This is a genomic window from Komagataeibacter sp. FNDCR2, from assembly GCF_021295395.1.
Lineage (GTDB): Bacteria > Pseudomonadota > Alphaproteobacteria > Acetobacterales > Acetobacteraceae > Komagataeibacter.
This window is the reverse complement of sequence record NZ_JAIWOU010000001.1, coordinates 1,199,384-1,224,309: the sequence shown is the minus strand read 5'-3', so window position 1 is coordinate 1,224,309 and position 24,926 is coordinate 1,199,384. Positions and strand designations below refer to the sequence as shown.

The 24,926-nt window shown below is 63.2% G+C and carries 30 protein-coding genes; 25 read left to right on the top strand and 5 right to left on the bottom strand.

The features are described from left to right. Position 1 precedes the first annotated feature (1 nt). From rplP to LDL28_RS05725, 24 genes are all read left to right on the top strand, one after another. Positions 2 to 418, top strand: coding sequence for a 50S ribosomal protein L16 (gene rplP, locus LDL28_RS05840; protein WP_007399626.1), 417 nt, complete (start codon positions 2 to 4; stop codon positions 416 to 418). Between the two features lies 1 nt (position 419). Then, positions 420 to 656: a 50S ribosomal protein L29 gene (gene rpmC / locus LDL28_RS05835; RefSeq protein ID WP_025811620.1), complete on the top strand. Its 237-nt coding sequence runs from the start codon at positions 420 to 422 to the stop codon at positions 654 to 656. 13 nt (positions 657 to 669) lie between these two features. Further along, entirely contained in the window at positions 670 to 951 is a 282-nt protein-coding gene (rpsQ, locus tag LDL28_RS05830; protein WP_025811618.1) for a 30S ribosomal protein S17, read from the top strand. A 15-nt stretch (positions 952 to 966) separates the two neighbouring features. After that, the gene (gene rplN / locus LDL28_RS05825) at positions 967 to 1,335 is read left to right on the top strand and encodes a 50S ribosomal protein L14 (protein ID WP_007399629.1); all 369 of its coding nucleotides are present in this window, start codon (positions 967 to 969) and stop codon (positions 1,333 to 1,335) included. Continuing rightward, entirely contained in the window at positions 1,335 to 1,655 is a 321-nt protein-coding gene (gene rplX, locus LDL28_RS05820) for a 50S ribosomal protein L24 (protein WP_233057626.1), read from the top strand. Before rplN ends, rplX begins: the two co-directional genes overlap by 1 nt. 10 nt (positions 1,656 to 1,665) lie before the next feature. Then, positions 1,666 to 2,235, top strand: a complete 570-nt coding sequence (gene rplE, locus LDL28_RS05815) for a 50S ribosomal protein L5 (RefSeq protein WP_233057624.1) — start codon at positions 1,666 to 1,668, stop codon at positions 2,233 to 2,235. Between the two features lie 106 nt (positions 2,236 to 2,341). Further along, positions 2,342 to 2,647 carry a 30S ribosomal protein S14 gene (gene rpsN, locus LDL28_RS05810; RefSeq protein ID WP_007399632.1) on the top strand — a complete coding sequence of 102 codons (306 nt, stop codon included), beginning with the start codon at positions 2,342 to 2,344 and terminating at the stop codon, positions 2,645 to 2,647. 12 nt (positions 2,648 to 2,659) lie between these two features. Next, entirely contained in the window at positions 2,660 to 3,058 is a 399-nt protein-coding gene (gene rpsH / locus LDL28_RS05805; protein ID WP_010506719.1) for a 30S ribosomal protein S8, read from the top strand. Positions 3,059 to 3,068: 10 nt separating this feature from the next. After that, a complete protein-coding gene (gene rplF, locus LDL28_RS05800) occupies positions 3,069 to 3,602 on the top strand; it encodes a 50S ribosomal protein L6 (protein ID WP_233057622.1) in 534 nt (177 codons plus the stop codon). Beyond that, on the top strand, positions 3,602 to 3,964 hold the full coding sequence (rplR, locus tag LDL28_RS05795) for a 50S ribosomal protein L18 (RefSeq protein ID WP_116702299.1): 363 nt from the start codon (positions 3,602 to 3,604) through the stop codon (positions 3,962 to 3,964). Before rplF ends, rplR begins: the two co-directional genes overlap by 1 nt. A 17-nt stretch (positions 3,965 to 3,981) precedes the next feature. Beyond that, positions 3,982 to 4,560 (top strand): 30S ribosomal protein S5, encoded by a 579-nt coding sequence (rpsE, locus tag LDL28_RS05790; protein ID WP_025811604.1) that lies wholly within the window; start codon positions 3,982 to 3,984, stop codon positions 4,558 to 4,560. Further along, on the top strand, positions 4,553 to 4,741 hold the full coding sequence (gene rpmD / locus LDL28_RS05785; protein WP_233057620.1) for a 50S ribosomal protein L30: 189 nt from the start codon (positions 4,553 to 4,555) through the stop codon (positions 4,739 to 4,741). Before rpsE ends, rpmD begins: the two co-directional genes overlap by 8 nt. 1 nt (position 4,742) lies before the next feature. Next, a complete protein-coding gene (gene rplO, locus LDL28_RS05780; RefSeq protein ID WP_233057618.1) occupies positions 4,743 to 5,231 on the top strand; it encodes a 50S ribosomal protein L15 in 489 nt (162 codons plus the stop codon). Positions 5,232 to 5,389: 158 nt separating this feature from the next. Beyond that, entirely contained in the window at positions 5,390 to 6,739 is a 1,350-nt protein-coding gene (secY, locus tag LDL28_RS05775) for a preprotein translocase subunit SecY (RefSeq protein WP_233057616.1), read from the top strand. Beyond that, positions 6,736 to 7,395: an adenylate kinase gene (locus LDL28_RS05770; protein ID WP_233057614.1), complete on the top strand. Its 660-nt coding sequence runs from the start codon at positions 6,736 to 6,738 to the stop codon at positions 7,393 to 7,395. Before secY ends, LDL28_RS05770 begins: the two co-directional genes overlap by 4 nt. 231 nt (positions 7,396 to 7,626) lie before the next feature. Continuing rightward, the gene (rpsM, locus tag LDL28_RS05765; RefSeq protein ID WP_025811600.1) at positions 7,627 to 8,004 is read left to right on the top strand and encodes a 30S ribosomal protein S13; all 378 of its coding nucleotides are present in this window, start codon (positions 7,627 to 7,629) and stop codon (positions 8,002 to 8,004) included. Positions 8,005 to 8,078: 74 nt separating this feature from the next. Next, positions 8,079 to 8,471, top strand: coding sequence for a 30S ribosomal protein S11 (gene rpsK / locus LDL28_RS05760; RefSeq protein WP_003621069.1), 393 nt, complete (start codon positions 8,079 to 8,081; stop codon positions 8,469 to 8,471). Between the two features lie 120 nt (positions 8,472 to 8,591). Beyond that, complete coding sequence (locus LDL28_RS05755) at positions 8,592 to 9,611, top strand: DNA-directed RNA polymerase subunit alpha (protein ID WP_025811597.1); 1,020 nt, start codon at positions 8,592 to 8,594, stop codon at positions 9,609 to 9,611. A gap of 32 nt (positions 9,612 to 9,643) precedes the next feature. Beyond that, the gene (gene rplQ / locus LDL28_RS05750) at positions 9,644 to 10,069 is read left to right on the top strand and encodes a 50S ribosomal protein L17 (protein ID WP_025811595.1); all 426 of its coding nucleotides are present in this window, start codon (positions 9,644 to 9,646) and stop codon (positions 10,067 to 10,069) included. A 167-nt stretch (positions 10,070 to 10,236) separates the two neighbouring features. Then, complete coding sequence (locus LDL28_RS05745) at positions 10,237 to 11,280, top strand: ABC transporter substrate-binding protein (RefSeq protein ID WP_233057612.1); 1,044 nt, start codon at positions 10,237 to 10,239, stop codon at positions 11,278 to 11,280. After that, complete coding sequence (locus LDL28_RS05740) at positions 11,277 to 12,041, top strand: ABC transporter permease (RefSeq protein WP_233057611.1); 765 nt, start codon at positions 11,277 to 11,279, stop codon at positions 12,039 to 12,041. Before LDL28_RS05745 ends, LDL28_RS05740 begins: the two co-directional genes overlap by 4 nt. Continuing rightward, a complete protein-coding gene (locus tag LDL28_RS05735) occupies positions 12,038 to 12,865 on the top strand; it encodes an ABC transporter ATP-binding protein (RefSeq protein ID WP_370636245.1) in 828 nt (275 codons plus the stop codon). The genes LDL28_RS05740 and LDL28_RS05735 overlap by 4 nt, the downstream gene beginning before the upstream one ends. Positions 12,866 to 12,975: 110 nt before the next feature. Beyond that, complete coding sequence (locus tag LDL28_RS05730; RefSeq protein WP_233057609.1) at positions 12,976 to 13,233, top strand: hypothetical protein; 258 nt, start codon at positions 12,976 to 12,978, stop codon at positions 13,231 to 13,233. A gap of 65 nt (positions 13,234 to 13,298) precedes the next feature. Continuing rightward, positions 13,299 to 13,475, top strand: coding sequence for a DUF1328 domain-containing protein (locus tag LDL28_RS05725; RefSeq protein ID WP_233057608.1), 177 nt, complete (start codon positions 13,299 to 13,301; stop codon positions 13,473 to 13,475). A gap of 54 nt (positions 13,476 to 13,529) precedes the next feature. On the opposite strand, the gene LDL28_RS05720 is transcribed toward LDL28_RS05725, so the two are convergent. The 5 genes from LDL28_RS05720 to LDL28_RS05700 all read right to left on the bottom strand — a co-directional run bounded on the left by LDL28_RS05720 (position 13,530) and on the right by LDL28_RS05700 (position 24,434). After that, positions 13,530 to 15,098, bottom strand: coding sequence for an efflux transporter outer membrane subunit (locus LDL28_RS05720; protein ID WP_255663097.1), 1,569 nt, complete (start codon positions 15,096 to 15,098; stop codon positions 13,530 to 13,532). A gap of 5 nt (positions 15,099 to 15,103) precedes the next feature. Next, on the bottom strand, positions 15,104 to 18,400 hold the full coding sequence (locus tag LDL28_RS05715) for an efflux RND transporter permease subunit (RefSeq protein WP_233059206.1): 3,297 nt from the start codon (positions 18,398 to 18,400) through the stop codon (positions 15,104 to 15,106). 2 nt (positions 18,401 to 18,402) lie between these two features. Then, the gene (locus LDL28_RS05710) at positions 18,403 to 21,579 is read right to left on the bottom strand and encodes an efflux RND transporter permease subunit (RefSeq protein WP_370636243.1); all 3,177 of its coding nucleotides are present in this window, start codon (positions 21,577 to 21,579) and stop codon (positions 18,403 to 18,405) included. Between the two features lie 67 nt (positions 21,580 to 21,646). Continuing rightward, entirely contained in the window at positions 21,647 to 22,888 is a 1,242-nt protein-coding gene (locus LDL28_RS05705) for an MdtA/MuxA family multidrug efflux RND transporter periplasmic adaptor subunit (RefSeq protein WP_233057607.1), read from the bottom strand. Between the two features lie 157 nt (positions 22,889 to 23,045). After that, a complete protein-coding gene (locus tag LDL28_RS05700; protein WP_233059204.1) occupies positions 23,046 to 24,434 on the bottom strand; it encodes an MFS transporter in 1,389 nt (462 codons plus the stop codon). A 175-nt stretch (positions 24,435 to 24,609) separates the two neighbouring features. Between LDL28_RS05700 and LDL28_RS05695 the strand changes: the two genes are divergently transcribed. Then, the gene (locus LDL28_RS05695; protein WP_233057606.1) at positions 24,610 to 24,912 is read left to right on the top strand and encodes a CsbD family protein; all 303 of its coding nucleotides are present in this window, start codon (positions 24,610 to 24,612) and stop codon (positions 24,910 to 24,912) included. Positions 24,913 to 24,926: the final 14 nt, after the last annotated feature.

The following is a 24,926-nucleotide window of genomic DNA, read 5'->3' as shown; positions in this document are numbered from 1 at the left end:
AATGCTTTCTCCCAAGCGGACAAAGTACCGCAAGGCCCACAAAGGGCGCATTCATGGGTTGGCCAAGGGTGGCACAACCCTGAATTTCGGGGCTTTTGGCCTGAAGGCTCTCCAGCCTGAACGGATCACGGCCCGCCAGATCGAAGCTGCCCGTCGCGCCATTACCCGCGCCATGAAAAGAGCGGGTCGTGTCTGGATTCGGATCTTCCCTGATCTTCCGGTCTCGACAAAGCCCGCAGAAGTGCGTATGGGGTCCGGCAAGGGGTCGCCCGAATATTGGGTGGCTCGTGTGAAGCCGGGTCGAATTCTGTTCGAGATCGAAGGTGTGCCGCCGGAAGTCGCGCGTGAAGCGCTGGCTCTGGGCGCGGCGAAGCTGCCGATCAAGACAAAGTTCGTGACCCGTATCGGAGAGGCGTGAGATGGCGAAGGCAACAAAGCCGGCCGATCTGCGTGCCAAGACTGTTGAAGAACTGGATACGCTTCTCGTCGATCTGAAGCGCGAGCAGTTCAATCTTCGGTTTCAGCACGCGACCGGCCAGACCGAGGGGCAGTCCCGCATGCGTGAGGTCCGTCGTGACATCGCGCGTGTGAAGACGATTGCGACCGAAGTTGTGAAGAAGAGTTCCGCTGGCCAGGCGCCGGCAGTAAAGTCCTGAAGGGAGACGGGCGATGCCAAGGCGCGTCCTGACCGGAAGGGTAACCAGCGACAAGATGGACAAGACCGTAACGGTTCTTGTCGATCGTCGCGTTATCCATCCGTTGTATAAGAAGTTCATTCGTCGCTCGAAGAAATACGCGGCGCATGACGGCTTGAATGAATGCAAGGTGGGGGACATGGTGCGCATTGAAGAATGCCGGCCGATTTCCCGCCGCAAGACCTGGACTGTCGTTGTCCGGAATGGTCAGCCGCTCGCGGCTGCCGCCGGTGCCGCGTCTGGTACGCAGGCGTAAAGAAGGGCATAGACCATGATCCATCCCGAGACCAACCTTGACGTGGCCGACAATTCCGGTGCCCGTCAGGTGCAGTGCATCAAGGTGCTGGGCGGTTCCAAGCGGAAGACTGCCTCGGTCGGCGACGTGATTGTCGTGTCCGTCAAAGAGGCCATTCCCCGCGGGAAGGTAAAGAAGGGCGACGTTCACCAGGCGGTGATCGTCCGTACTTCCTACCCCGTGCGCCGTGCGGATGGCAGCGCCATCCGGTTTGACCGCAACGCGGCCGTGCTGATCAACAAGCAGCAGGAGCCGATTGGCACGCGTATCTTTGGCCCGGTCGTGCGCGAACTGCGTGCACGCAAGTTCATGAAGATCATCTCGCTGGCACCGGAGGTGCTGTAATGGCTGCTCGTATCAAGAAGGGTGACCAGGTTCTGGTCACCACTGGTGGTTCCAAGGGAATCCGTGGCGAGGTTGTTACAGTCCTGTCGGCGGCCAACAAGGCTGTCGTCCGTGGCGTGGCAATCGCCAAGCGGCATACCCGTCCGTCCCGCATGGGTGAGCAGGGGGGCATTATCCAGAAGGAAATGCCCGTGCACCTGTCCAACCTGAAGCTGATCGATCCCAAGAGCGGTGACCCGACCAAGGTGGGTTTCCGGGTTCTGGAAGATGGTCGCAAGGTTCGCGTCGCCAAGGCGACTGGCGAAATTATCGAAGGCTGAGGAGGCGGGTATGTCTGAAGTGAAAGAGGCCCGCCCTGCGCCGCGCATGCAGCAGCGTTACAGGAACGAGCTGCGCGCGAAGCTGCGCGAGGAATTCGGGTACGAAAACGAGATGCAGATTCCGCGTCTCGAAAAGATCGTCCTGAACATGGGCGTGGGCGAAGCCGCCGGCGACCAGAAGAAGCTGGATGCCGCCGTCAAGGAAATGACCCTGATCGCAGGGCAGAAGCCGGTCAAGACGGTTGCCAAGAAGGCGATTGCCGGGTTCAAGATCCGCGAGGGTCTGCCGATCGGGTGCAAGGTGACGCTGCGTCGTACGCAGATGTTCGAATTCCTCGACCGCTTTGTCACGATCGCCCTGCCGCGCGTGCGTGATTTCCGTGGGCTGCCGGCGAACAAGGGTTTTGACGGCCGTGGCAACTTCGCCATGGGCCTGAAGGAACAGATCGTCTTTCCGGAAATCGAATACGACAAGGTAGACGAAATCCGGGGCATGGACATCATCTTCGTGACCACCGCGAAGACGGATGCGGAAGCAAAGGCTCTGCTCAAGGCGTTTGATCTGCCCTTCGCTGCATAAAAATGTAGCGAAAGGGCTTCCGTCTGAAGTCCAGAAGACCTAATAGACACGTTGTTTGGAAAACCGTTGGGAATGGCCCGACAGGTTCCGGAGGGTAAAACAAGGTATGGCCAAAATTTCCGCCGTTAACCGGAATGTCAAGCGCGAGCGCATGGCAACCCGGGACCGGGCTAAGCGGACAGCATTAAAGAACATCATCATGGATCGGTCTTTGCCGGTTGAAGATCGTTTCGATGCATCGCTCAAGCTTGCTGAACTTCCTCGCAATGGGTCGCGCGTGCGCGTGCGCCTGCGCTGCAAGTTGACGGGGCGTCCGCGCGCCAATTACAGAAAGTTCGAACTCTGCCGTATCGCCCTGCGCGACCTGGCCTCCAATGGTCAGATCCCGGGTATGGTCAAATCGAGCTGGTAAGGGCAGGGAACGATGTCACTTTCTGATCCTTTGGGTGATCTGCTCACCCGGATCCGCAATGCGCAGCGTGCACGGCATGCCGCATGCGTCGCGCCGGCTTCCAAGCTGCGCGCCAGTGTCCTGGAGGCCCTGCGCCGTGAGGGATATATCCGTGGTTTCTCCCGTGAGGAACTGCGCAAGGGCGTAGCCCAGCTGCGTATCGAGCTGAAGTATCTCGATGGCGAGCCGGTCATTAAAGAAATCCACCGTGTGTCCAAGCCGGGGCGCCGCGTCTATTCCAAGATCAAGGAACTGCCGCGTGTCTATGCCGGGCTGGGTGTGTCGATCCTGTCGACCCCGCGCGGTGTCCTGTCCGATGCGGAGGCCCGCGCTGCCAATGTTGGCGGTGAAGTCCTCTGTCGTGTGTTCTGAGGAGGGATAAATGTCGCGAGTGGGCAAATATCCCGTCGAAGTTCCGTCGGGTGTGCAGGTTTCCATTGCTGATGGCGTGCTGACGGCAAAGGGCAAGCTGGGCGAACTCAAGCTGCCGCTGTCCCGTCATGTTGCGGTCGACGTTGCGGACGGCAAGGTCGCGGTCAAGCCGAACGATACCGCGGCTCAGGCCCGTATGATGTGGGGAACGACCCGTTCCCTGATCGCGGGAATGGTCAAGGGCGTGTCCGAAGGGTTTTCCAAGACGCTGGAAATCACCGGAACGGGTTATCGCGCGGCGGTGCAGGGCAAGAACCTGGTCATGAACCTCGGCTATTCGCATGACATCGTCTATGCGATTCCCGAAGGGATCAAGATCACGACGCCGCGTCCGACCGCTGTCACTGTCGAAGGCATCGACAAGCAGCGTGTCGGGCAGGTTGCGCTTGACATCCGTAGCTTCCGCAAGCCCGAGCCCTACAAGGGCAAGGGTGTCCGTTATGAAACGGAAACCATCCGTCGCAAGGAAGGCAAGAAGAAATAATGAGCACGCAGAAGGATCTGCGGGAACGGCGGCGCCAGCGTCTCCGTTTCCAGCTTCGCCGCAAGAGCGGTGGCCGTCCGCGTCTGTCGGTGTTCCGTTCGGGCAAGAACATCTACGCCCAGGTGATCGACGACGCTGCCGGCCGTACACTGGCCGCGGCATCGTCGCTGGACAAGGATCTGCGCTCCACCCTGTCGGGTGGCACGGACGTCAAGGCGGCGGGTGCGGTTGGCAAGCTTCTGGCGGAACGCGCGGTGGCTGCCGGTGTGTCGAAGGTCGTTTTCGACCGCGGCGCTTATCTCTATCATGGGCGTATCAAGGCCCTGGCGGAGGCTGCCCGTGAGGGCGGTCTCTCGTTCTGACGAAAGGGTCACGCATAATGGCACGTGAACCGAGAGAAGGCGGCCGGGGTGGTCGCGATCGCGACCGCGAGGGCGATGATCTGGTCGACAAGCTGGTCACGATCAATCGTGTTGCGAAGGTTGTAAAGGGCGGTCGTCGCTTTGCATTCGCGGCACTGGTCGTGGTTGGTGACCAGAAGGGACGCGTCGGGTTTGGCGCGGGCAAGGCCCGTGAGGTTCCCGAAGCGATCCGCAAGGCAACCGACCGTGCGAAGCGCGCGATGATCCGCGTTCCGATGAAGGAAGGCCGTACGCTGCATCACGATGTGGCCGGTCATTTCGGGGCGGGCAAGGTCGTGCTGCGGTCCGCGGATGCGGGCACGGGCATCATTGCCGGTGGTCCGATGCGCGCGGTGTTCGAGAGCCTGGGCATCAACGACGTGGTGGCCAAGTCCCTTGGAACCCGTAACCCGCACAACATGGTCAAGGCGACATTCGCCGCGCTGGAGCGTTGCGCCAGCCCGCGTTCGGTCGCCAACCGCCGTGGCAAGAAGGTTTCGGACATTCTGGGGCGTCGCGAGGCGGCGGTAGCGACGGAGGCTTCGGCTGATGTCTGATACCAAGGCTACTGTTCGCGTCACCCAGGTGCATTCCGGGAACGGGCGCAAGCCGGGCCAGCAGGCTACGCTGGTTGGTCTCGGCCTGAACAAGATCGGTCGGACGCGTGAACTGGAGGATACGCCTTCAGTTCGCGGCATGATCCGCAAGGTGTCCCACCTGATCAGGGTGGAGGATTGAAATGAACCTGAACGAACTCCGTGACAACGAAGGCGCGCGTTACAGCAAGAAGCGCCTTGGTCGTGGTATCGGCTCCGGCAAGGGCAAGACGTCCGGCAAGGGCGTGAAGGGCCAGAAGGCGCGTTCCGGCGTGTCGCTGAACGGTTTTGAAGGCGGTCAGCTGCCGATCTACCGGCGTCTGCCCAAGCGTGGATTCAAGAACATCTTCCGCAAGGAATATGCCGTCGTGAATCTGGGCGCGCTGGACAAGGCGATTGCTGCGGGCAAGCTCGATGCCAAGGCCCTCGTGACCGAGGAAGTCCTGGCCAAGGCGGGTCTGGTTGGCTCCGGTCGTTTTGCCGGTATCCGTCTTCTGGCGGATGGCGAACTGAACCATGCCGTCACGATCGAAGTGGCTGGAGCTTCGGCCGGTGCCGTGGCCGCCGTTGAAAAAGCGGGCGGCAAGGTGCAGGTCAAGGCGCAGAAGCAGCAGGCTCCTGCCGCAGAATGACCGTTTCCGGGCACAGACGCGTTCTGTCCCCGAAGCATAATAAAAGCGATGCTGCTTGCACTTGGCGGGCGCATCGCTTTATTACTTTCTGCGGTTTTTTTTATCATGACAGCGTCCCGTTTCCAGCGGTGACGCTGTTCTTGTGAAAGGATGGGCGCATGGCCTCCGCGGCCGAACAGTTGGCTGCCAATCTGAATTTCAGCTCCTTTGCCAACGCGACGGAACTGAAGAAGCGCATCTGGTTCACGCTGGGTGCGCTGATCGTGTATCGGATCGGCACCTATATTCCCGTTCCTGGCGTCGATGCGACGGTCATGGGGCAGCTTCTGGCCCGGCACCAGGGCGGCATACTTGGCATGTTCGACATGTTCACGGGTGGTGCGCTGGGGCGCATGACCGTGTTCGCGTTGAATATCATGCCCTACATCAGCGCCTCGATCATCGTGCAGCTGATGTCGGCGGCGATTCCCTCGCTTGAGGCGCTGAAAAAGGAAGGTGAGGGCGGTCGGCGCAAGCTGAATGAATATACGCGCTACCTGACCGTGATCATCGCGCTGTTCCAGGCCTACGGTATCGCGATCGGGCTTGAGAACATGCATACGGAAGCTGGATCGGCCGTCGTGTCGCCCGGCATATTCTTCATCGTTTCGTGTGTGCTGACCCTTGTGGGCGGGACCATGTTCCTGATGTGGCTGGGTGAGCAGATCACGTCTCGCGGGGTGGGGAACGGCATTTCGCTGATCATCTTCGCCGGTATCGTGGCCAATCTTCCCAATGCGATGGTGAGCCTTTTCCAGCTTGGCTATACCGGGGCGCTTTCGCCCTTCTTCGTAATGGTCTTTCTGGTGTTGGCCGCCGTCACCATTGCGTTTATCGTCTTCATGGAACTGGCGCAGCGGCGCGTGGTCATCCAGTACCCCAAGCGGCAGGTCGGCCAGCGGATGTTCGGTGGCGATTCGACCCACATGCCGCTGAAGGTCAATACGGCGGGCTCGATTCCACCGATCTTCGCGTCGTCCGTCCTGCTGATTCCGGTCACGATTTCCGGCTTCATGAATAACAGTTCGCTGCCGGGATGGCTGTCCTTCCTGGGGCAGGAACTGGGGCAGGGACAGCCGCTTTACATGCTGTTCTATGCGGGGATGATCGTATTCTTCTCCTACTTCTATGCGGCGGTGACCTTCAACCCGCAGGAAACGGCGGAGAACCTGCGCAAGCAGGGGGGGTTCGTGCCGGGTATCCGTCCGGGTGCGAATACGGCCACCTTCTTTGACAGGATTCTCACGCGCATCACCACCATCGGCGCGCTGTATCTTGTCGCTGTCTGCCTGTTGCCGCAGATCCTGATCAGCCATTACAACGTGCCATTCTATTTTGGTGGCACCAGTCTGATCATTATCGTGACCGTGACGATCGATACGGTGACCCAGGTGCAGTCTCACCTCGTCGCGCACCAGTATCAGGGACTCATGCGCAGGGGACGGGGCAGAAAGGGCAGAATGCGTTGAATATTATTTTTCTTGGACCGCCGGGCGCCGGAAAGGGCACCCAGGCCAAGCGGTTGGAAGAACGGTATGGAATCGCCCAGATTTCGACGGGCGACATGCTTCGGGCCGAAGTCGCGGCGGGAAGCCCGCTGGGGCAGAAGGTCAAGAGCATCATGGCGGAAGGCGGGCTGGTGCCCGACGACCTGATCATTGCGATGATCGAGAGCCGCATCCAGCAGCCGGACTGTGCCCACGGGTTCATTCTGGATGGCTTCCCGCGCACGCGGGCGCAGGCGGAGGCGCTGGACACCATGCTGGCACGCAGCGGGCGGCATATCGACGCCGTGCTGCTGCTGGACGTGGATGAAAACGCCCTCGCTGACCGGATTGCGGGCCGCTATACCTGCGCCAAGTGTGGCGCCGGGTACAACGACCTGTTCAAGCGGCCGAAGGTGGCCGGTACCTGCGATGTGTGCGGGGGCCACGAATTCATCCGCCGTGAGGACGACCGGCGCGATACCGTGGCCGCAAGGCTGCGGGCCTACCGCGAACAGACGGCGCCGATCCTGCCTTATTACGAGGCGGAGAAGCGTCTGTACCGTGTGGATGGCATGGCGGATATTGATGCGGTGACCCGGGAAGTCTTTGGTGTTATCGATCGTATCACTAAAAAGTGATGCAAAATAATTGACTCGGAAGGGGGCGCCGGTATATTGCGCGCCCTCAAGGTATGAGCGTCGCATGAGTCGGTCACGATGACACGGCAGGTGCGGCCTGAATGAATGATGATGGGGTTGGCCGGTTTCAAGCCGGTATGTTCACGGCGCTCCTGCCAGATAGGGCAGGTGGTGTGAAGCAGCCCTGCCTGAATGTTAGTGCCCCGAAAGGGCGGACGAGGAGTAAGTGGCGTGGCGCGTATTGCCGGCGTGAACATCCCAACCAACAAGCGGGTTACAATTGGCCTGCGCTATATCTATGGTATCGGGGCTACCAAGGCCCAGGCGATCTGCGATCAGCTGGCGATCCCGGCCGAGCGCCGCGTGAACGAACTGTCGGATGACGAGATCGGCAAGATCCGTGAACTCATCGACAGCGAGTATCGCGTTGAAGGTGATCTTCGCCGTGAAGTGGCGATGAACATCAAGCGTCTGATGGACCTGGGTTGCTATCGTGGTCTGCGTCATCGGCGTGGGCTGCCTGTCCATGGTCAGCGGACACATACCAACGCCCGTACCCGCAAGGGTAAGGCCGTGGCTATTGCGGGCAAGAAGAAGGCTACCCGCTAATCAGCGGATTGCCCGGTATGCATGGGGCGGTATGCGTCCCATGCACCGTTTGAACTGACAGGATCGAGAAAACTATGGCGAAAGCTGCGGCTCCGCGTATTCGCAAGAAAGAGCGGAAAAACATCATTTCCGGGGTGGCGCATGTGCTGTCCACCTTCAACAACACCATGATCACCATCTCGGACGCCCAGGGCAATGCGATTGCCTGGTCCTCCGCTGGTGCCCAGGGCTTCAAGGGTTCGCGCAAGTCCACGCCGTACGCGGCGCAGGTTGCCGCGGAAGACGCGGGCCGCAAGGCGCGTGAGCACGGCATGGAGACGCTGGAAATCGAGGTGTCCGGTCCGGGTTCGGGGCGTGAGAGCGCACTGCGCGCCCTGCAGGCTGTCGGTTTTTCGATCACGGCCATTCGTGACATGACGCCAGTCCCGCATAACGGCTGCCGTCCGCGCAAGCGCCGTCGCGTCTGATCCGCAATCTGTAAGTCGTATTCCCCCGCATGCGGGGGAAGATTGTCATTCCGGTATCTCCATGTGGGGTACCATCTGTCGCCCTCGCGGGCGGCAGATCAGTCTTGAAAGGCCATTACCTTGGTCCTCCAGAAAAACTGGCAATCCCTGATCAAGCCGGAAAAGCTGGAAGTCGAACCGGGGGCGGAACCTTCACGTGTTGCCACCGTCGTGGCCGAGCCGCTGGAACGCGGCTTTGGCATGACGCTGGGCAATGCGATCCGTCGGGTTCTGCTGTCGTCCCTGCAGGGGGCTGCGGTTACGGCAATCCAGATTGACGGCGTGCTGCATGAATTCTCGTCGGTGGCGGGTGTTCGTGAAGACGTGACCGATATCGTCCTGAACATCAAGCAGCTTGCCCTGCGCATGCATGGTGAGGGACCCAAGCGCATGGTGCTGACGGCCACGGGGCCGGGCGAAGTGCGTGCGGGCCAGATCCAGACCGGCCATGACATCGAGGTCATGAACCCCGACCTGGTGATCTGCACCCTTGATGAAGGGGTGAAGTTCGGGATGGAATTCACCGTGAACATGGGCAAGGGCTATGTTCCGGCTGCGGCGAACCGCCCGGAAGATGCGCCGATTGGCCTGATCCCGGTTGACGCCATCTATTCACCCGTGCGGCGTGTGTCCTACAAGGTCGAACAGACCCGCGTGGGGCAGGTGACGGATTATGACCGTCTGCTGCTTACGGTTGAGACGAACGGCGCGGTGACGCCTGAAGATGCCGTGGCGCTTGCCGCGCGTATCCTGCAGGATCAGCTCCAGCTCTTCATCAACTTCGACGAACCGCGCACGGTCCGTACGGAAGAACCGCAGGATGACCTGCCGTTCAACCGGAACCTGCTGCGCAAGGTTGATGAGCTTGAACTGTCGGTCCGTAGCGCGAACTGCCTGAAGAACGACAACATCGTCTATATCGGTGATCTGGTTCAGAAGACCGAGCAGGAGATGCTGCGCACCCCGAACTTCGGCCGCAAGTCGCTGAACGAGATCAAGGAAGTCCTGACCGCCATGGGGCTTTCACTGGGTATGAATGTCCCGGCCTGGCCGCCGGAAAATATCGAAGATCTGGCAAAGAGGCTCGACGAGCCGTTCTGATCCTCTGAACCGGAAAAACAGGAAATTACATCATGCGTCACGGTGTTGCCGGCCGTAAGCTCGGCGTTACCTCGTCCCATCGACTGGCCATGTTTCGCAACATGGCTGTCGCCCTGATCAAGCACGAACAGATCACCACCACCCTGCCCAAGGCGAAGGAACTGCGCCCGGTTGTGGAAAAGCTGATCACGCTGGGCAAGCGTGGTGATCTGCATGCCCGCCGCCAGGCTTTCGCCCAGCTGCGTGACGACAAGATCGTGTCCAAGCTGTTCGCCACGGTGGCGGATCGGTACAAGACGCGCTCGGGTGGTTACACCCGCGTGCTGCGTGCCGGCATGCGCCATGGTGACGCTGCCGATATGGCGGTGATCGAACTGGTGGATCGCGATGTCTCGGCCAAGGGGCAGGATAGCGGCCCGCGCCCGGAAACGGCGCAGGAAGCTGATCTGGCTGCCTGAGAGACATTGTCTTTCCCTGAAAAGCCCGGCTTTGGCCGGGTTTTTTTGTGTTCATTTTTAATCTAACATTTTTCTATCGTTATATAGATATTCAATCCATATTGTGTATGTTTAAAAAGGGCATCAATACGCAGGGCGTATCCTGCATTTCCGACAGGGCTTTATTCATGACAGGACCGAATTTCAGGCGTGCATTCCGTCGCGGCTTTTATGCTCTTGTGGCCATGATTGGACTGGGTGGGGGCGCGCAGGCCGCAACGGTGCGGGTGGGTTACATCCCCGTCATCGGTTCGGCGCCGCTTTTTGTCATGCAGGGCAAGAACTGGGCGCATGATGCGGGTATCGACCTGCAACTGGTCCGCTTCCAGTCCGGGCCGCAGGCGGTGCAGGCGCTGGTTTCGGGCCAGATTGATGCGTACGTGGCGGGGGTCCTGCCGCTTTTGCAGGCGCGGGCGCATGGGGTGAATGTCAAGGTCGTGGCCAGCGCCGCGATCGAGGAGCTGGAGGTCGTGGCGCGTGGCGCGCTGGCTTCGGGGTTGCCCGAACAGCCCAGGGCGCTGACGCCGGAAGCCCTCCGGCAGCGCTTTGCCGATTTTGCGTCCGTAACGGACCGCACGCCCAAGATTGCCGCCCAGCCGCAGGGCTCGGTGCCCGATACCCTGCTGCGCTACTGGCTGAAGGCGCGCAACGGACTCGACCCGGCGCGGGTGGCCAACATCATTGGGATTGATATCGATGCGGCCCAGCAGGCATTCTTGGCGGGCGCCGTGGATGGTGCGATCCTGCGTGAACCGGCGCTGACCATTATCCGCCACCGGATTCCGGGCATGCGGGTGCTGGCGACCGGCCATGACCTGATGCCCGGCCAGCCCGGCTCCGTGCTGGCGATCGTGAATGAAAACGCGCCCGACCGGGCCGCGTGGAAAGGCCCGTTCATAGCCAGTTTCGTCAAGGCGACGCATCTGCTGGCCACTGATCCGGAGCAGGTCGAGCCTTATGTGCAGCAGGCGCTGGGCGGTGGCATGCTGCCACGCGAAATCATTATCGAGGCGCTGAAGGCATCCGCATCGGGTTACGTGTCCGATCCCGCCGCCATTGTTACCGCCGTGGGCCAGTTGCAGGATTTTCAGGTCCAGATGGGCGTGCTGCGCAAGGCGGAACCGGTCGCGGCCCTGTTTGATCTGGACAGTTACCGGCAGATCCCGCAGTGAGCCTGAAGGGATCCGTCCTGCTGCGCCCCCTGCTGGGGGCGGTTGGCCTGATACTGCTGTTCGGGGGCTGGGAGGCCGCGATCCGGCTTGGATGGGTGCCGTTCGGGCTGTTGCCTGCCCCCTCCACCCTGGGCCCGGCCTGGCTGGAGGAGGTGCGTAACGGGGCGTGGCTACAGGCGATCAGGGATAGTCTGACGCATTACCTGAGCGGGCTGGTGATCGGATCCGTGCTGGGCGCGGTGATCGGGCTGCTCTGCGGGGCGATGCCGGTGCTCGATGCGCTGCTCTCGGGGGTGGTGCGGGTATTGCGCCCCATTCCGGGGCTGGCATGGGTGCCCTTCGCCATCCTGTGGTTCGGGCTGAATACCGCGGGCGCCACGTTTGTCATCGCCATTTCGGTCTTCTGGATCAATTTCTATGCGGCCTACGGGGCCGTCCATGCCATCGACCCGGAATTGTACGAGGTGGCGGCCTCGTTCGGTCATGGCGGGTTCTGGGCGCGGATGCGGACCGTGGTGGTCCCCGGCTCGGCCCCCGGCCTGCTGGCGGGGCTGCGCACGGGGCTGGGGCAGGCGTGGATGTCGGTCGTGGCGGCGGAACTGTTTGGCGTGCCGGGTATCGGGGCGCGCATGATGCAGGCCTCCAGCCTGCTGGCGACCGATCTGGTGGTGGTCTACATGCTGACCATGGCCCTGCTATACGCCCTGACCGATACGCTGTTCATGATGGTGCGCAAACGGTTGATGGGCTGGCAGGGATGAATACGGTCATGACGGACCCCACCGCGCAAGCGGGTCGGGAGGCGGATGTCGTCGTGCGGCTGGATGATATCGGCCTGTCGCATGACGGGGGGCGCAGCTTTATCCTGCGCCACGTGAACCTGGAAATACGGCGCGGCGAATTCGTGGCCCTGCTTGGCCCGTCCGGTGTGGGCAAATCCACATTGCTGCGCGTCATCATGGGGCTCGTACCGCCGGGCGAGGGGCAGGTCATCCTGAACTCCCCCGCCGCCACCGCGCACCGGCCCACGGCCATGGTGTTTCAGGATGCCAAGCTCATGCCGTGGCGCAGCGTGGTGCGTAATGTGGAACTGGGCCTGGAGGGGCTGGGTCTGGCGGCAGCCCGGCGCCGTGCGCGCGCCATGGCGGCGCTGGAGCTTGTCGGCCTGGCGGATATGGCGGGCAGGTGGCCCCGCCAGCTTTCCGGTGGCCAGCGCCAGCGCGTGGGTGTGGCCCGCGCCCTGACGGTGGAGCCGGACCTGCTGCTTATGGATGAGCCCTTTGGCGCGCTGGATGCGATCACCCGCAGCGCGTTGCAGCTTGAACTGCTGCGTATCCATGAGCGCACGCAGGCGACCGTGCTGTTTGTCACCCATGACCTTGAGGAAGCGCTGACCCTGGCTGACCGGATCATCATTCTTGAAGGGCGCCCGGCTGGTGTGCGCGGGGATTTTCCCGTTGGTCCCCGCCCGCGCGATCATTCCGCGCCGCCCATGCGCGCCATGGGCGAGCGGATGAAGATGCTCATCGCGGGGGAAGCGGACCCGGGCGTGGTTGCGGCCTATTGGCAGGCATCCGAGATATGATAAGTCTGCCCCAGGGCCTGACCCGCCACGTGCGGGCCTGAAGGCACGGGAGTAGGAAGGGGAAGGCTGGCTGTCTCTCTTCCCCGGTGGCAAGCAAGGGAATACAGAGCATGACGAATCCCCCCAATCTTGAAGCACATCTTGAGGCGGGTATCGGTCGCCTTCAGGACGGTCTGGATGGCTTTGCGGGGGAGTCCGGCACCCCGCTATCGGGCCGTATGCGTAACGCCGGCGGGCTGGCGCAGCAGGGGCTGGGCGAGATTTGCGACACCGTGCGTGATTTTACCGCCGACCGCCCGCTATTCGCCCTGCTGGGGGCTTCGTTCGTGGGCTTTGTCTTGACCCTCATCTCCCGGCGGCGGCGTTAAAGGCAACGTAACTGGTACTGTTGCGTTGTTGGTAATGTCTTGAGTGATTTGCGGGGAAAAATGCCATGCTGAAACTGGCGCTGTTTTTTTTGATTGTTTCGCTACTGGCCGGGCTGTTCGGTTTCAGTGGTATTTCCGCCGCGTCGGCCGGGATCGCAAAAATACTGTTCTTCATCGCCATTGTGGCGTTTGTGATCGTGGCGTTGATCATCCTGTTTTCGGCCAGGTCGCTATTCAATTAGCGGCGGGTCATGCCGGAACCCCCTGTGGCCACGCCGCAGGGGGTTTTTTCATGCCTACTGGTTGGTGTCCTTCTGGATGAAGGACGGGAGCAGGGGATTGTCCTTCTGAAGTGAATTCTTGGATGGCAGGCGCGAGGCTTCCCATCCCCCCCCCAGCGCCTGCACCAGGCCCACGCTGTCCACCATGCGCTGCTGCTGGATGCCCAGCAGGGTTTCGGCATCGCTCAGGGCGGAATTCTCGTTGGTGATGACGGTTGTATAGATTTCGGTGCCCGCCATGTACTGGTTGAGCGAAACCTCGACCGTGCGGTTGGCGAAATCCAGCGCCTTTTCCTGCTGCACCGCCTGCTGGGCCAGAATGCGCAGGTTGGAAAGCTGGTCTTCCGTATTCTGCAATGCCGTCAGCACCGTCTGGCGGTAGGCGGCGACGGCGCTGTCATACTGGGCGTTGGCTTCATGCACGGCGGCGGTGCGCGAGCCGCCTTCAAACAGGATTTCGGTGGCGGATGCGCCCAGCGCCCAGACGCGGTTCATCGCCTGCATGAGCGATGTCACCGGGTCGCCCCCGCTTTGTGAATAGCTGGCGTTGATGGTGATGTCCGGATAGAACGCCGCCATGTCCGCGCCGATCATGGCGTTGTATTCCTCCATCGCGCGTTCCGCCGCCGCGATGTCCGGGCGGCGTTGCAGCAGGTCGGCCGGGACCGTAACCGGAATGGGTGGAATGGTGCGCGACAGTTCGGCGGGCGCAAGCGTGAGATCGGCAGGAGGCTTGCCGATCAGCACGGCGATCGCATGTTCGTACTGCGCGCGGTTGATGCCCGCCTGCACCAGCGAGGCCCGGTTCTGCTCCAGCGTGGTACGGGCCTGAAGCACGGCGGTCGGGTCCGCCGTGCCGGCGTCGAACTGGTTCTGGGTGATCTCGAGTGCCTGCTCGTTGAAATGGACGTAACGCTGCAACAGGTCGGTCAGGCTGTCCTGGTAGCGCAGGTTGAAATAGGCCGTGGCGAGCTGCGCCTGATAGGACAGGGTGGCATTGGCCAGATCGGCCGCGCTGGCCTGCGCCGCGGTAACCTGTTCCTGTATCTGGCGGCGGATCCGGCCCCATACGTCAATGTCCCAGCTCGCGCTCGGGCCGATGTCATAGGTGTTGTAGGTGGTGCCCGCCCGGGCGTAGTTGCTGCCGGAGGAGGACAGCGATCCCGCCCCGTGCCCGTTGCGGTTGAAGCCCAGGCTGCCGCTTATGGTGGGGAAAAGCTGGGCGCGCACGCTGTCGATCATGGCGCGCGCGTTGCGGTAGTTGGCTTCGTACTGCTTGATGTTCTGGTTGGAAATCGCGACCTGCGCCTCCAGACCGTTGAGTATGGGGTCGTTATAGATGGTCCACCAGTCATGCTTGGGCAGGGCGGCCATCTGCGGGTCCGCCTTTTCCCAGCCGGGTTCGGGGTGCAGTTCCTTGAAATGGGTGGAAACGATCGCGGCAGGACGGTGGTATTTCGGCCCGACCATGCAGCCGGCCAGTGCCACGAGCGGCAGGGCCGCCAGCACAAGGCGGCATGACCCGCGCGGGGCGTGGGGCGGGCGGATGCGGGCATGGCTGCGGGATGGCGTGGAAGGGGTCATCCGGTTCAGGAATCCTGCTGGGGGGAGAGACGATGGCGCCGGGACAGCCGCCCGTACAGCCGGTTGAAACGTGTGCGGCAGACAATCGCGAGCCGGTCGAGGTAAAGATAGACCACCGGCGTTGTATAAAGTGTCAGCGCCTGACTGACGAGCAGCCCCCCCACGATCGCGATTCCCAGCGGGCGGCGCAGTTCCGAACCATAGCCGTGGCCGAAAATGAGCGGCAGCGCCCCCAGGGCGGCGGCGAAGGTGGTCATCATGATCGGGCGGAAGCGCAGCAGGCAGGCGGTGCGGATGGCGTCGAGCGGCGTATGCCCTTCATCGCGTTCGGCGGTCAGGGCGAAATCTACCAGCATGATCGCGTTTTTCTTGACGATGCCGATCAGCAGGATCACCCCGATCATGGCGATGAGCGAGAATTCCTCGCCAAAGACCTGCAGGGCCAGCAGCGCCCCCACCCCGGCCGAGGGCAGGGTGGACAGGATGGTCAGCGGGTGGACATAGCTTTCATACAGGATGCCCAGCGTCATGTACACCGCCGCCAGCGCCGCCAGGATCAGTAACGGTTCATTATTGACCGATTTCTGGAACTGCGCGGCGTTCCCGGCAAAGCTGCCCTGGATATTGGCGGGCATGTGCAGGCGCACGGCCTCCTCGTTGATGATCTGCACCGCCTGACTGAGCGAGACGCCATTGGCCAGGTTGAACGAGATGGTGCTGGAAACGGACTGCCCCGCATGGTTGACGCTGAGCGCCGTCAGCGCGGGCCTGAGGACCGAGACCAGCGTCAGCGGCACCATCCCTTCCGAACTGGTTGAAACGGCTGACCCGCTGGAGGTGCTGTTGCCGCCCGCCAGCGTATTGGCGATCTGGTTGCGAAACGACTGCGCGCTGAGCTGGGATGCGGTGGTGCCGGTGTCGGGACGCACCCGGATGGTGTTGGACTGCGTGCCCCCCCCGGCCGATCCCCCCGCCACACTGACCCAGACCTGCTTGAGCGTTCCCGGATCCTGCCAGAAACGGGGTTCGACCTCCATCACCACGCGGTACTGGTTGAGCGGGTTGTAGATGACCGAGGCCGCGCGCTGGCCATAGGCGTCGAACAGGGTATTGGACACAAGCTGCGGCGTGATGTTGAGGCGGCTGGCCGTATCGCGGTCCACCACCACGTCCAGCGCCGATCCACCCTGGAGCACGTCCGATGAGATGTCGGACAGTTCACGGTGTTTCTGGAGCGCGGTGACAAGCTGCGGGGTCCATTTGTACAGATCCTGCGATGAATCGGACTGGAGCGAATACTGGTAGGCCGCGTTGCTCTGCCGCCCCCCGATGCGCAGTTGCCCCGGCGCCGAGGCGTAGAACTGCGCGCCCACCATCGCACGCAATCGGCGCGAGATGCGCGCGATGGTGAGTGCGGGCGGGTCGGTGCGCAGGGACTTGTCCTTGAGCACCACGAACAGGTTGGCCTGGTTGGACGTGCCGCGCCCGCCCATGAACCCCATGACGCGCGACACGTCCCGGTCGGCCATGATGGCCTTCTGCACGGTGGCGATCTTGCCCTGCATGGCCTGGAACGAGATCGACTGGTCACCCTGCAGGTGTCCCATCAGCATGCCCGTATCGGATTCGGGAAACAGGCCCTTGGGCATCTTGATGAACAGGCCGACCATGATGGCGATGGTCACCGGCAGCGACAGGATGGTCAGCCGCCGGTGCGTGATCGCCCATTCCAGCGACTGCGCGTAGCCCTGCTGGGCGGCATGGAGCGCATGCTCCAGCAACCGCCCGATTCGCCCCATGATTCCCTTTGATGGCGTGGCCTCATGGCGGCGCAGCAGGCGCGATGTCATCATGGGGGTCAGCGAGAGCGACAGCACCATGGAGATGACGATGGTGATGGACATCGTCATGGCGAATTCATGGAACAGCCGCCCCGCCACACCGCTGAGCAGCAGGATGGGCAGGAACACCGCGATCAGCGATACGGTAATGGACATGACCGTGAACGCGACTTCACGCGCGCCCAGCAGCGTGGCCTGCAGGCGGTCCATGCCCGCCTCCATGTGGCGGCTGATGTTTTCCACCACCACAATGGCGTCATCCACCACGAACCCCGTGGAAATGGTCAACGCCATGAGCGACAGGTTATCGAGCGAATACCCCATCAGTTTCATGGCGCCAAAGGTGGTGATGATGGAGGTCGGCACCACGATGGCCGGGATGATGGTGACACGCGGTGAACGCAGGAACACCAGCACTACCAGCACCACCAGCACGACGGACAGGACAAGCGTGAACTGCGTGTCGGCCAGGGCCGCGCGGATGGTGGTGGAGCGGTCCATGAGATCGCCAAGATCCACATCCCCCGGCAGCGCCGCGCGCAGGGTGGGCAGCTTGGCGCGGATCTGGTCGTTGGTGCTGATGATGTTGGCCCCGGCCTGCGCGAAGATGATGGCCAGGACAGCGGGCTTGCCATCGACATACCCGGCGTTGCGCACGTCCTCCACGCTGTCGCGCACATAGGCCACATCCGCCAGCCGCACGGGGCGGCTGTCATGGTAGGCCACGATCAGGTCGCGGTAGGCCTGCGCGTTATGCACCTGGTCATTGGTGGCGAGTATGAAGCGGCTGTCGCCCTGGTCGATGAAGCCCTTGGGCGTATGCGCGTTGGCCGAGGCGAGGGCCGCGCGGATATCCTCGAACCCGATGCCGAATTTGTACAGCGCCAGCGGGTTCATTTCCACCCGCACCGCCGGCAGCGAACTGCCGCCGATTTCGACCTGCCCCACCCCCTGTATCTGTGAGAGATGCTGTTGCAGCACGTTCGACGCCAGATCGTATAACTGCGGGGCCGTGCGCGTCCGGGATGTCAGCGCCAGGATCATGACCGGCGCGCCGTTGGGGTTGGCCTTGAAGTAGCTGGGATTCTGCCGCAGCGATGTGGGCAGGTCGGCATGCGCGGCCTGAAGGGCGGCTTCCACGTCGCGGGCCGCGCCATTGATGTCGCGGTCCAGCGAGAACTGTAACGTGATCCGCGCCTGGTTGGCGGAGGACTGGGACGTCATTTCCGTCAGCCCCGCGATCGCACCCAGATGGCGCTCCAGCGGGGCGGCGACCGAGCTTGCGATTTCCTCGGGCGAGCCGCCGGCCTGCCGCGCCTGCACCTGTATGACCGGGAAGTCGATATTGGGCAGGTCGGCCACCGGCAGCGTGACAAAGCCGATCACGCCCCCCAGCAGCAGCGCCACCGTCAGCAGGATCGTGGCCACCGGCCTGCGTACGAACAGGGCGAGCGGGTTCATGTTCATGCAGGGGCCTGCGGCCCGGGCAGGCCATCGGTGTGGTCACCATCCGCCCCGATGAACCTTGCGCGCAGCTTCTGGCTGATCCCGTCCATGAGCAGGTAGATGACCGGCGTGGTGAACAGCGTCAGCAACTGGCTGACCAGCAACCCCCCCACAATGGCGATGCCCAGCGGGCGGCGCAGTTCCGAGCCGGTGCCGGTTCCAATGACCATGGGCACCGCCGCCAGCATGGCGGCCAGCGTGGTCATGAGGATGGGCCGGAAGCGCAGCAGGGCGGCATGGCGGATGGAGGCGATGGGCGACATCCCTTCGACCCGTTCGGCCTCCAGTGCGAAGTCGATCATCATGATGGCGTTTTTCTTGACAATGCCGATCAGCAGCACAAGGCCGATGATGCCCATGACATCCAGCCCCGCCCCGGTCATCCACAGCGCCAGCAACGCACCAATCCCGGCCGAGGGCAGGGTGGACAGGATGGTGATGGGATGGACGAAGCTTTCATACAGGATGCCCAGCACGATATAGACCGCCACCAGCGCCGCCAGCACCAGCCATGCCTCGTTGGAAAGCGAACTGCGGAAAGCCGCCGCCGTGCCCTGGAACGCGGTCTGGAAACTGGCGGGCAGGTGAATGTCCGCCGCCGCCTGCTCGATCTCGTCCGTCGCATCGCCCAGCGCGTAACCCGGTTTTACGTTGAACGAGACCGTGGTGGCCGGGAACTGTCCCACATGCGTGATCAGCAGCGGCGCGGTATCGCGCGTGACGCTGGTGACGGCGGCCAGCGGCACCAGCCCCGATGTTGGTGCGCGTGTCGGCCCGGAGGTGCTTTCCCCCGCATTGCCGCTGATACCGGGCAGGTAGATCTGGTTGAGCGAGCCCATGTCGTGCTGGAAGGCGGGATCGGCCTCCAGAATCACGCGGTACTGGTTGGACTGCGTGAAGATGGTCGAGATCTGGCGCTGGCCGAAACTGTCATACAGGACGTTGTCGATGGTCTGCGGCGTGATGGAATACCGCGCGCCCGTCGTACGGTCGAGATCGACATGCGCCACCAGTCCCGCCGCCTGCAGGTCGGAAGTCACATCCGACAGGGCAGGCTCCTGCTGCAGGCGGGCGATGAATTTCGGCACCCATGTAATGAACTGGTTGTAGTCCGGGTTTTCCAGCAGGAACTGGTACTGCGTGGCCGCGACCGAGGTGTCGAGCGAGAGATCCTGCACCGGCTGGACATACAGCTCCGCCCCGGCGATGTCGGCCGTTTCCGCGCGCAGCCGGTCGGCGACCTGCCGCGCCGTGGCGGTGCGCGTGCCTAGTGGCCTGAGATTGATGAGGAACCGCCCCTGGTTGAGGGTGACGTTCTGCCCGTCCACCCCCACGAAGGAGGACAGGCTGCTCACATCGGGATCGTGCAGGATACGATCGGCCAGTTCCTGCTGGTGGCGCTTCATGGCGGCAAAGGATGTTGACTGCGCCGTGACCGAGATGCCCTGGATCACGCCGGTATCCTGCACGGGAAAGAAGCCCTTGGGGATGATCACTGCCATCACGCCGGTCAGCACCAGGGTCATGGCGAATACCGCCAGCGTCAGCCGCTGGTGGCGCAGCACCACGTCCAGCGCGCGGCCATACCCCGCGATGGTCGCCTTGGTCCACCGTTCCACGGCGCGCGACCATGCCGGTTCGTCCTGGCCGTCGCTGCGTTCATGCAGCAGGCGGGCGCACATCATCGGCACCAGCGTCAGCGAGACCACGGCGGACAGGATGATCGTCACCGCCAGCGTCATCGCGAATTCATGGAACAGGCGGCCCACCACATCGCCCATGAACAGCAGCGGGATCAGCACCGCGATGAGCGAGACGGTGAGCGAGATGATGGTGAACCCGATCTCGCCCGCGCCCTTGAGTGCCGCCTCCATGCGGCTGTCGCCCATTTCGATGTAGCGGGCGATGTTCTCGATCATGACGATGGCGTCATCCACCACGAAGCCGGTGGCGATGGTCAGTGACATGAGCGAGAGGTTGTCGAGCGAAAAGCCCAGCAGGTACATGACCGCCAGCGTGCCCACCAGCGAAAGCGGCACCGACAGGCTGGGGATGAGCGTTGCCGGCACATTGCGCAGGAACACGAAAATCACCCCCACCACCAGGACCAGGGCGAGCCCCAGTTCGAACTCCACATCCTCGACCGAGGCGCGGATGGTCGTGGTCCGGTCGGTAAGCGGCGTGATGGTGATGCCCGGCGGCAGCGCCTGCTGCAGGCGCGGCAGGGCGTATTTGATGTTGTCCACCACCGAGATGACATTGGCGCCGGGCTGGCGCTGCACGTTCATGACCAGCGCGGGCGTGCGGTTGGCCCAGGCGGCCAGTTCGGTGTTCTCCGGGCCTTCCACCACCGTGCCGATATCGCGGATGCGCACGGGGCCGTTGTTCTGGTAGGCGATGACCTGGTTGAGCAACTGTTCGGGGCCGGAGATCTGCCCGTCGATGCGCAGGGTGGTCGCGCGTTTGGGGCCATCGAACGTGCCGGTGGGGGAATTGACGTTCACATTGCCGATCGTCGTGCGCAGCGTATCGAGGTCGATGCCGAACGAGGTCAGCTTGGGAATGTTCACCCGCACGCGCAGCGCCTTGCGGTTGCCGCCGGACAGCGTCACCAGCCCCACGCCCGAAATCTGGCTGATCTTTTCGGCAAGGCGGGTGTCAACGTAATCCTCCACCTCCGTCAGCGGCATGGTGGCCGACGAAATGCCCAGCGTCATGACCGGCGTGTCGGCCGGGTTGACCTTGGCATAGACCGGGGGGGCGGGCAGGTCGGTGGGCAGCAGGGAATTGGCCTGGTTGATCGCGGCCTGCACCTCCTGCTCGGCGATGTCCATGGTCATGTCCAGGCCGAAGCGCAGCGTAATGACCGACGCCCCGCCCGATGAGCGGGAGGTCATCTGCTCCAGCCCCGACATTTCGCCAAGCTGGGTTTCCAGCGGCGCGGTGACGGAGGTGGCCATCACATCCGGGCTGGCGCCGGGGTAGAAGGTCTGCACCGTTATGGTGGGGTATTCCACTTCCGGCAGGGCAGAGACCGGCAGGAAGTGGTAGCCCAGAAGTCCCGCCAGCAGGATGGCCAGCATGAGCAGCGTGGTGGCGACCGGGCGGTGAATGAACAGGCGGGATGGGTTCACGCGGCAATCTCCGGCGGGGGGCGGGGCGTGTTGTCAGGCGGGGGGGCGGGCGTGGCGGCGCGCACGTCTAGCCCTTGCGCCCCTGCGGGGTGCGACCCGCGTTATCGGTCGCGTTGCCATTCACGTTGCCGGTCGCCTGCGGGATGCTGACCTTCACCCCGTCGCGCAGGTGATCGACGCCATCGGTCACCACGCGCTCGCCTTCCTTCACGCCATCGCTCAGCACGGTCATGGTGTCATTGGCGTGCCCGACCTTGACGTTGCGTACCTCTACCGTGCTGTCTGCCTTCACGACATAGACGAACTGGCCATTCGGCCCGGTCTGGAGCGCATTGGTGGGCACCAGCAGGGCGTTATGGTCGGTACTGACCAGCAGGCGCGCATTGACGAACTGGTTGGGGAAAAGTTCTTCCTGCGTGTTGGCGAAGATCGCGCGCATGCGCACCGTGCCGGTGGAGGTGTCGATCTGGCTGTCCAGCACGCTGACCTGCCCGGTCGCGATTTTGTTGAGGTTGGCGCTGTCCCATGCTTCCACCGGCAGCGGCGTGCCCTGGCGCAGGCGCTCGGCCACCGGGCCAATGTCGTTTTCAGGCAGGGTGAAGATGACCGAGATCGGCTGCATCTGCGTCAGGATCACCAGCCCGTTGGTCTGGCCCGCGGTGATGTAGTTGCCCATGTCCACCTGGCGGATGCCCACGCGGCCATCCACCGGGGCCAGGATGTGGCAGTAGGTGATCTGGAGTTTCTCATTATCGACCAGCGCCTGGTCGGACTTGACCGTGCCTTCAAGCTGCTCGACCTTGTACTGCTGGTCCTTCGCCGTCATGGCGGCCACGCTGTTCTGGCGGATCAGGCGCTGGTAGCGGGCATTGTCCACGCGGGCGGCGGCAAGCTGGGCCTGATCCTGTTCAAGCTGGCCCTGGTACTGCGCCAGCAGCACGTCATAGGGGCGGGTGTCGATCAGGGCCAGCAGGTCGCCCTTGTGTACATGCTGGCCTTCAGTGAACAGCACCTGCATGAGATAGCCGTCGATACGCGACTGCACGGTTACGTTGGTGATGGGCACAACCGTGCCCAGTTCCGTCAGGATCACGGGCATGTCGCCCCGGCCCACCGTCGCGACCGCGACGGGCTGGTCGCCGCTGCGGGCATGTTTGTTCGTGCGGGTATGGGGGCGGAGAAAAGCGACAGCCAGGACAACCGCCAGAATGCCGGCCACGATATAGAGCACGCGCCGCCTGTGGGGTGGGCGGCTGGCGGGGGGCGCGCCGTTGGCCGGGGGGCGGGACGGGGAGGAAGGTGTATCCATGCGGTCGGTTTTCTGCCTGCTGTATGAAGGGCCGGGCCATCACGAAAATAGGGTCACGGATCGACTCTGCCATAGTATTACCATGGGCGGTGGATGGACTGGGTTAATGAATGTAACACTCCCGCCCCCGGACGTAAGTGAAAATCCGCCTGATGTTTCAGTCCCCGTCCTTTCGGGTATCGGTCATGTCATGCCCGCTTACGGCTGCGCCCGCATTGGCGGAAAGCCCGCGCAGTATGGGCAGGGCCAGAAGCGCGACCACGCCGCAGATCACGAATGTCAGGCTGTAATCACGCGCCTGCTCCGGCACGGGCAGGACAAGGTGGAAAATGGCCAGCGCGCCCGCCGCGACGCATATGCCCAGCGTCAGCATCACCTGCTGGCAGGTGGAATACAGGCTGGTGGCCGCACTCATCCGGGCAGGGGGCATGTCGGCATAGGCGACGGTATTGTAGCCGGTGAACAGGAGCGTCTGCCCCATCCCGTTCACGCCAAGCAGCAGCAGTAGCCACGCCATGCCCACGCCGGGGTGAAACAGGGCCAGCAGCCCGCATATGCACGGCAGCACAAGGCTTGCGGCGCACATCACCGCGCGGAACCCCCGGCCACGATAGATGCCCGGTGCGGCGGAGCGCATGACGATCGCCCCTACCGGCGCGATGAAGGTGATCAGCCCGCTCTGCGCCGCGCTGGCCCCGAACCGGGTCTGGAGCAGGGAAGGCAGGAGAAAGATCACCCCGGCGGTGGCGATGCGCGTCAGCCCCCCGGCCAGAACCGAGACGCGGAAGGTCGGAATCCCGAGCAGCGCCAGGTCGAGAACCGGGTGGGCCAGCCCGCGCGCGTGGCGTAGATAGGCCGCGGCGCAGACGGGGGCCAGCCCCAGCAGCCCCAGCGCCAGCGGGCGCGCGAAGCCCGGATGGGTGAGCAGTTCCATGCCGAATATCAGCCCCGCCAGCGCGGTGGCGGACAGGATGTTGCCCTTCAGGTCGAAAGGCGGTGGCCGACGGGTCCGTGATTGCGGAATGAAGCGCCCCGCCAGCCCGATGGCCAGCAGGCCAAGCGGCAGGTTGATGTAGAAAATCCACCGCCATGACAGCCACGTGGTCAGGATGCCCCCCAGCACCGGCCCGGACATGGGCCCGATCGTGGCGGGCAGCATGACCCATGCCATGACGGACAGCAGTTCCGATTTGGGCACGGTGCGCAGGATGACCAGCCGCCCGACCGGCACCATCATGGCGCCGCCCGCCCCCTGCACCATGCGCGCCAGCGCCAGCACCGTCAGGCTGGGCGCCCACGCGCACAGCAGCGACCCCGACAGGAACAGCACGATGGCGCAGCGCAGCGTCGTCCGGCTGCCGAACCGTTCCGCCATATGGCCCGAGGCGGGAATGAGGGCGGCCAGCCCGAGCATGTACACCGTAAGGGCGATGCTGGTCTGTGGAATGTCGACATGGAAGTCGCGCGCCATGGCGGGCAGCGCCGTGACCAGCGCGGTCCCGTCGATCTGTTCCATCATCATGAGGCTGGCCACGATCAGCGCCATGAGCCGTTTGTGCCGCGATGACAGGAGGGGCATGCCCGCAGGGGGCTGGGGCAATGCGGTGGAGGCGGTCGTCAGGGGGGGGCATGATGGTGCATGATAGGCGGTACGGAACCGTATGCGCCATCGCCGCGTTATAAGGCGACGTTACAAACCTACGCTATCATGGAGGCGAACAATGTCGGACGACAACCTCAAGACAATCGAGACAAAGGCCACGGGCGCCGTGGATCAGGGCGTGGGTCGGCTGAAGGACGCCGCGGGCGGGCTGACGGGCGATGCCGGGCTGCAGGCGGAAGGAAAGGTTGACCAGCTTGCCGGTATGGCGCGCCAGGAATTCGCCGATCTGTATGAGGAAGGCGAGGGCCGGATCGAGCGCGCCATGACCTTCGTGCGCGAACGCCCGCTGTTCTCGCTGGGGATCGCGGCCGGGCTCGGGACCATTCTGGGGCTTATTTTCATTCCCCGCCGCAAGGGCTGAAACGGCTCCGAGTC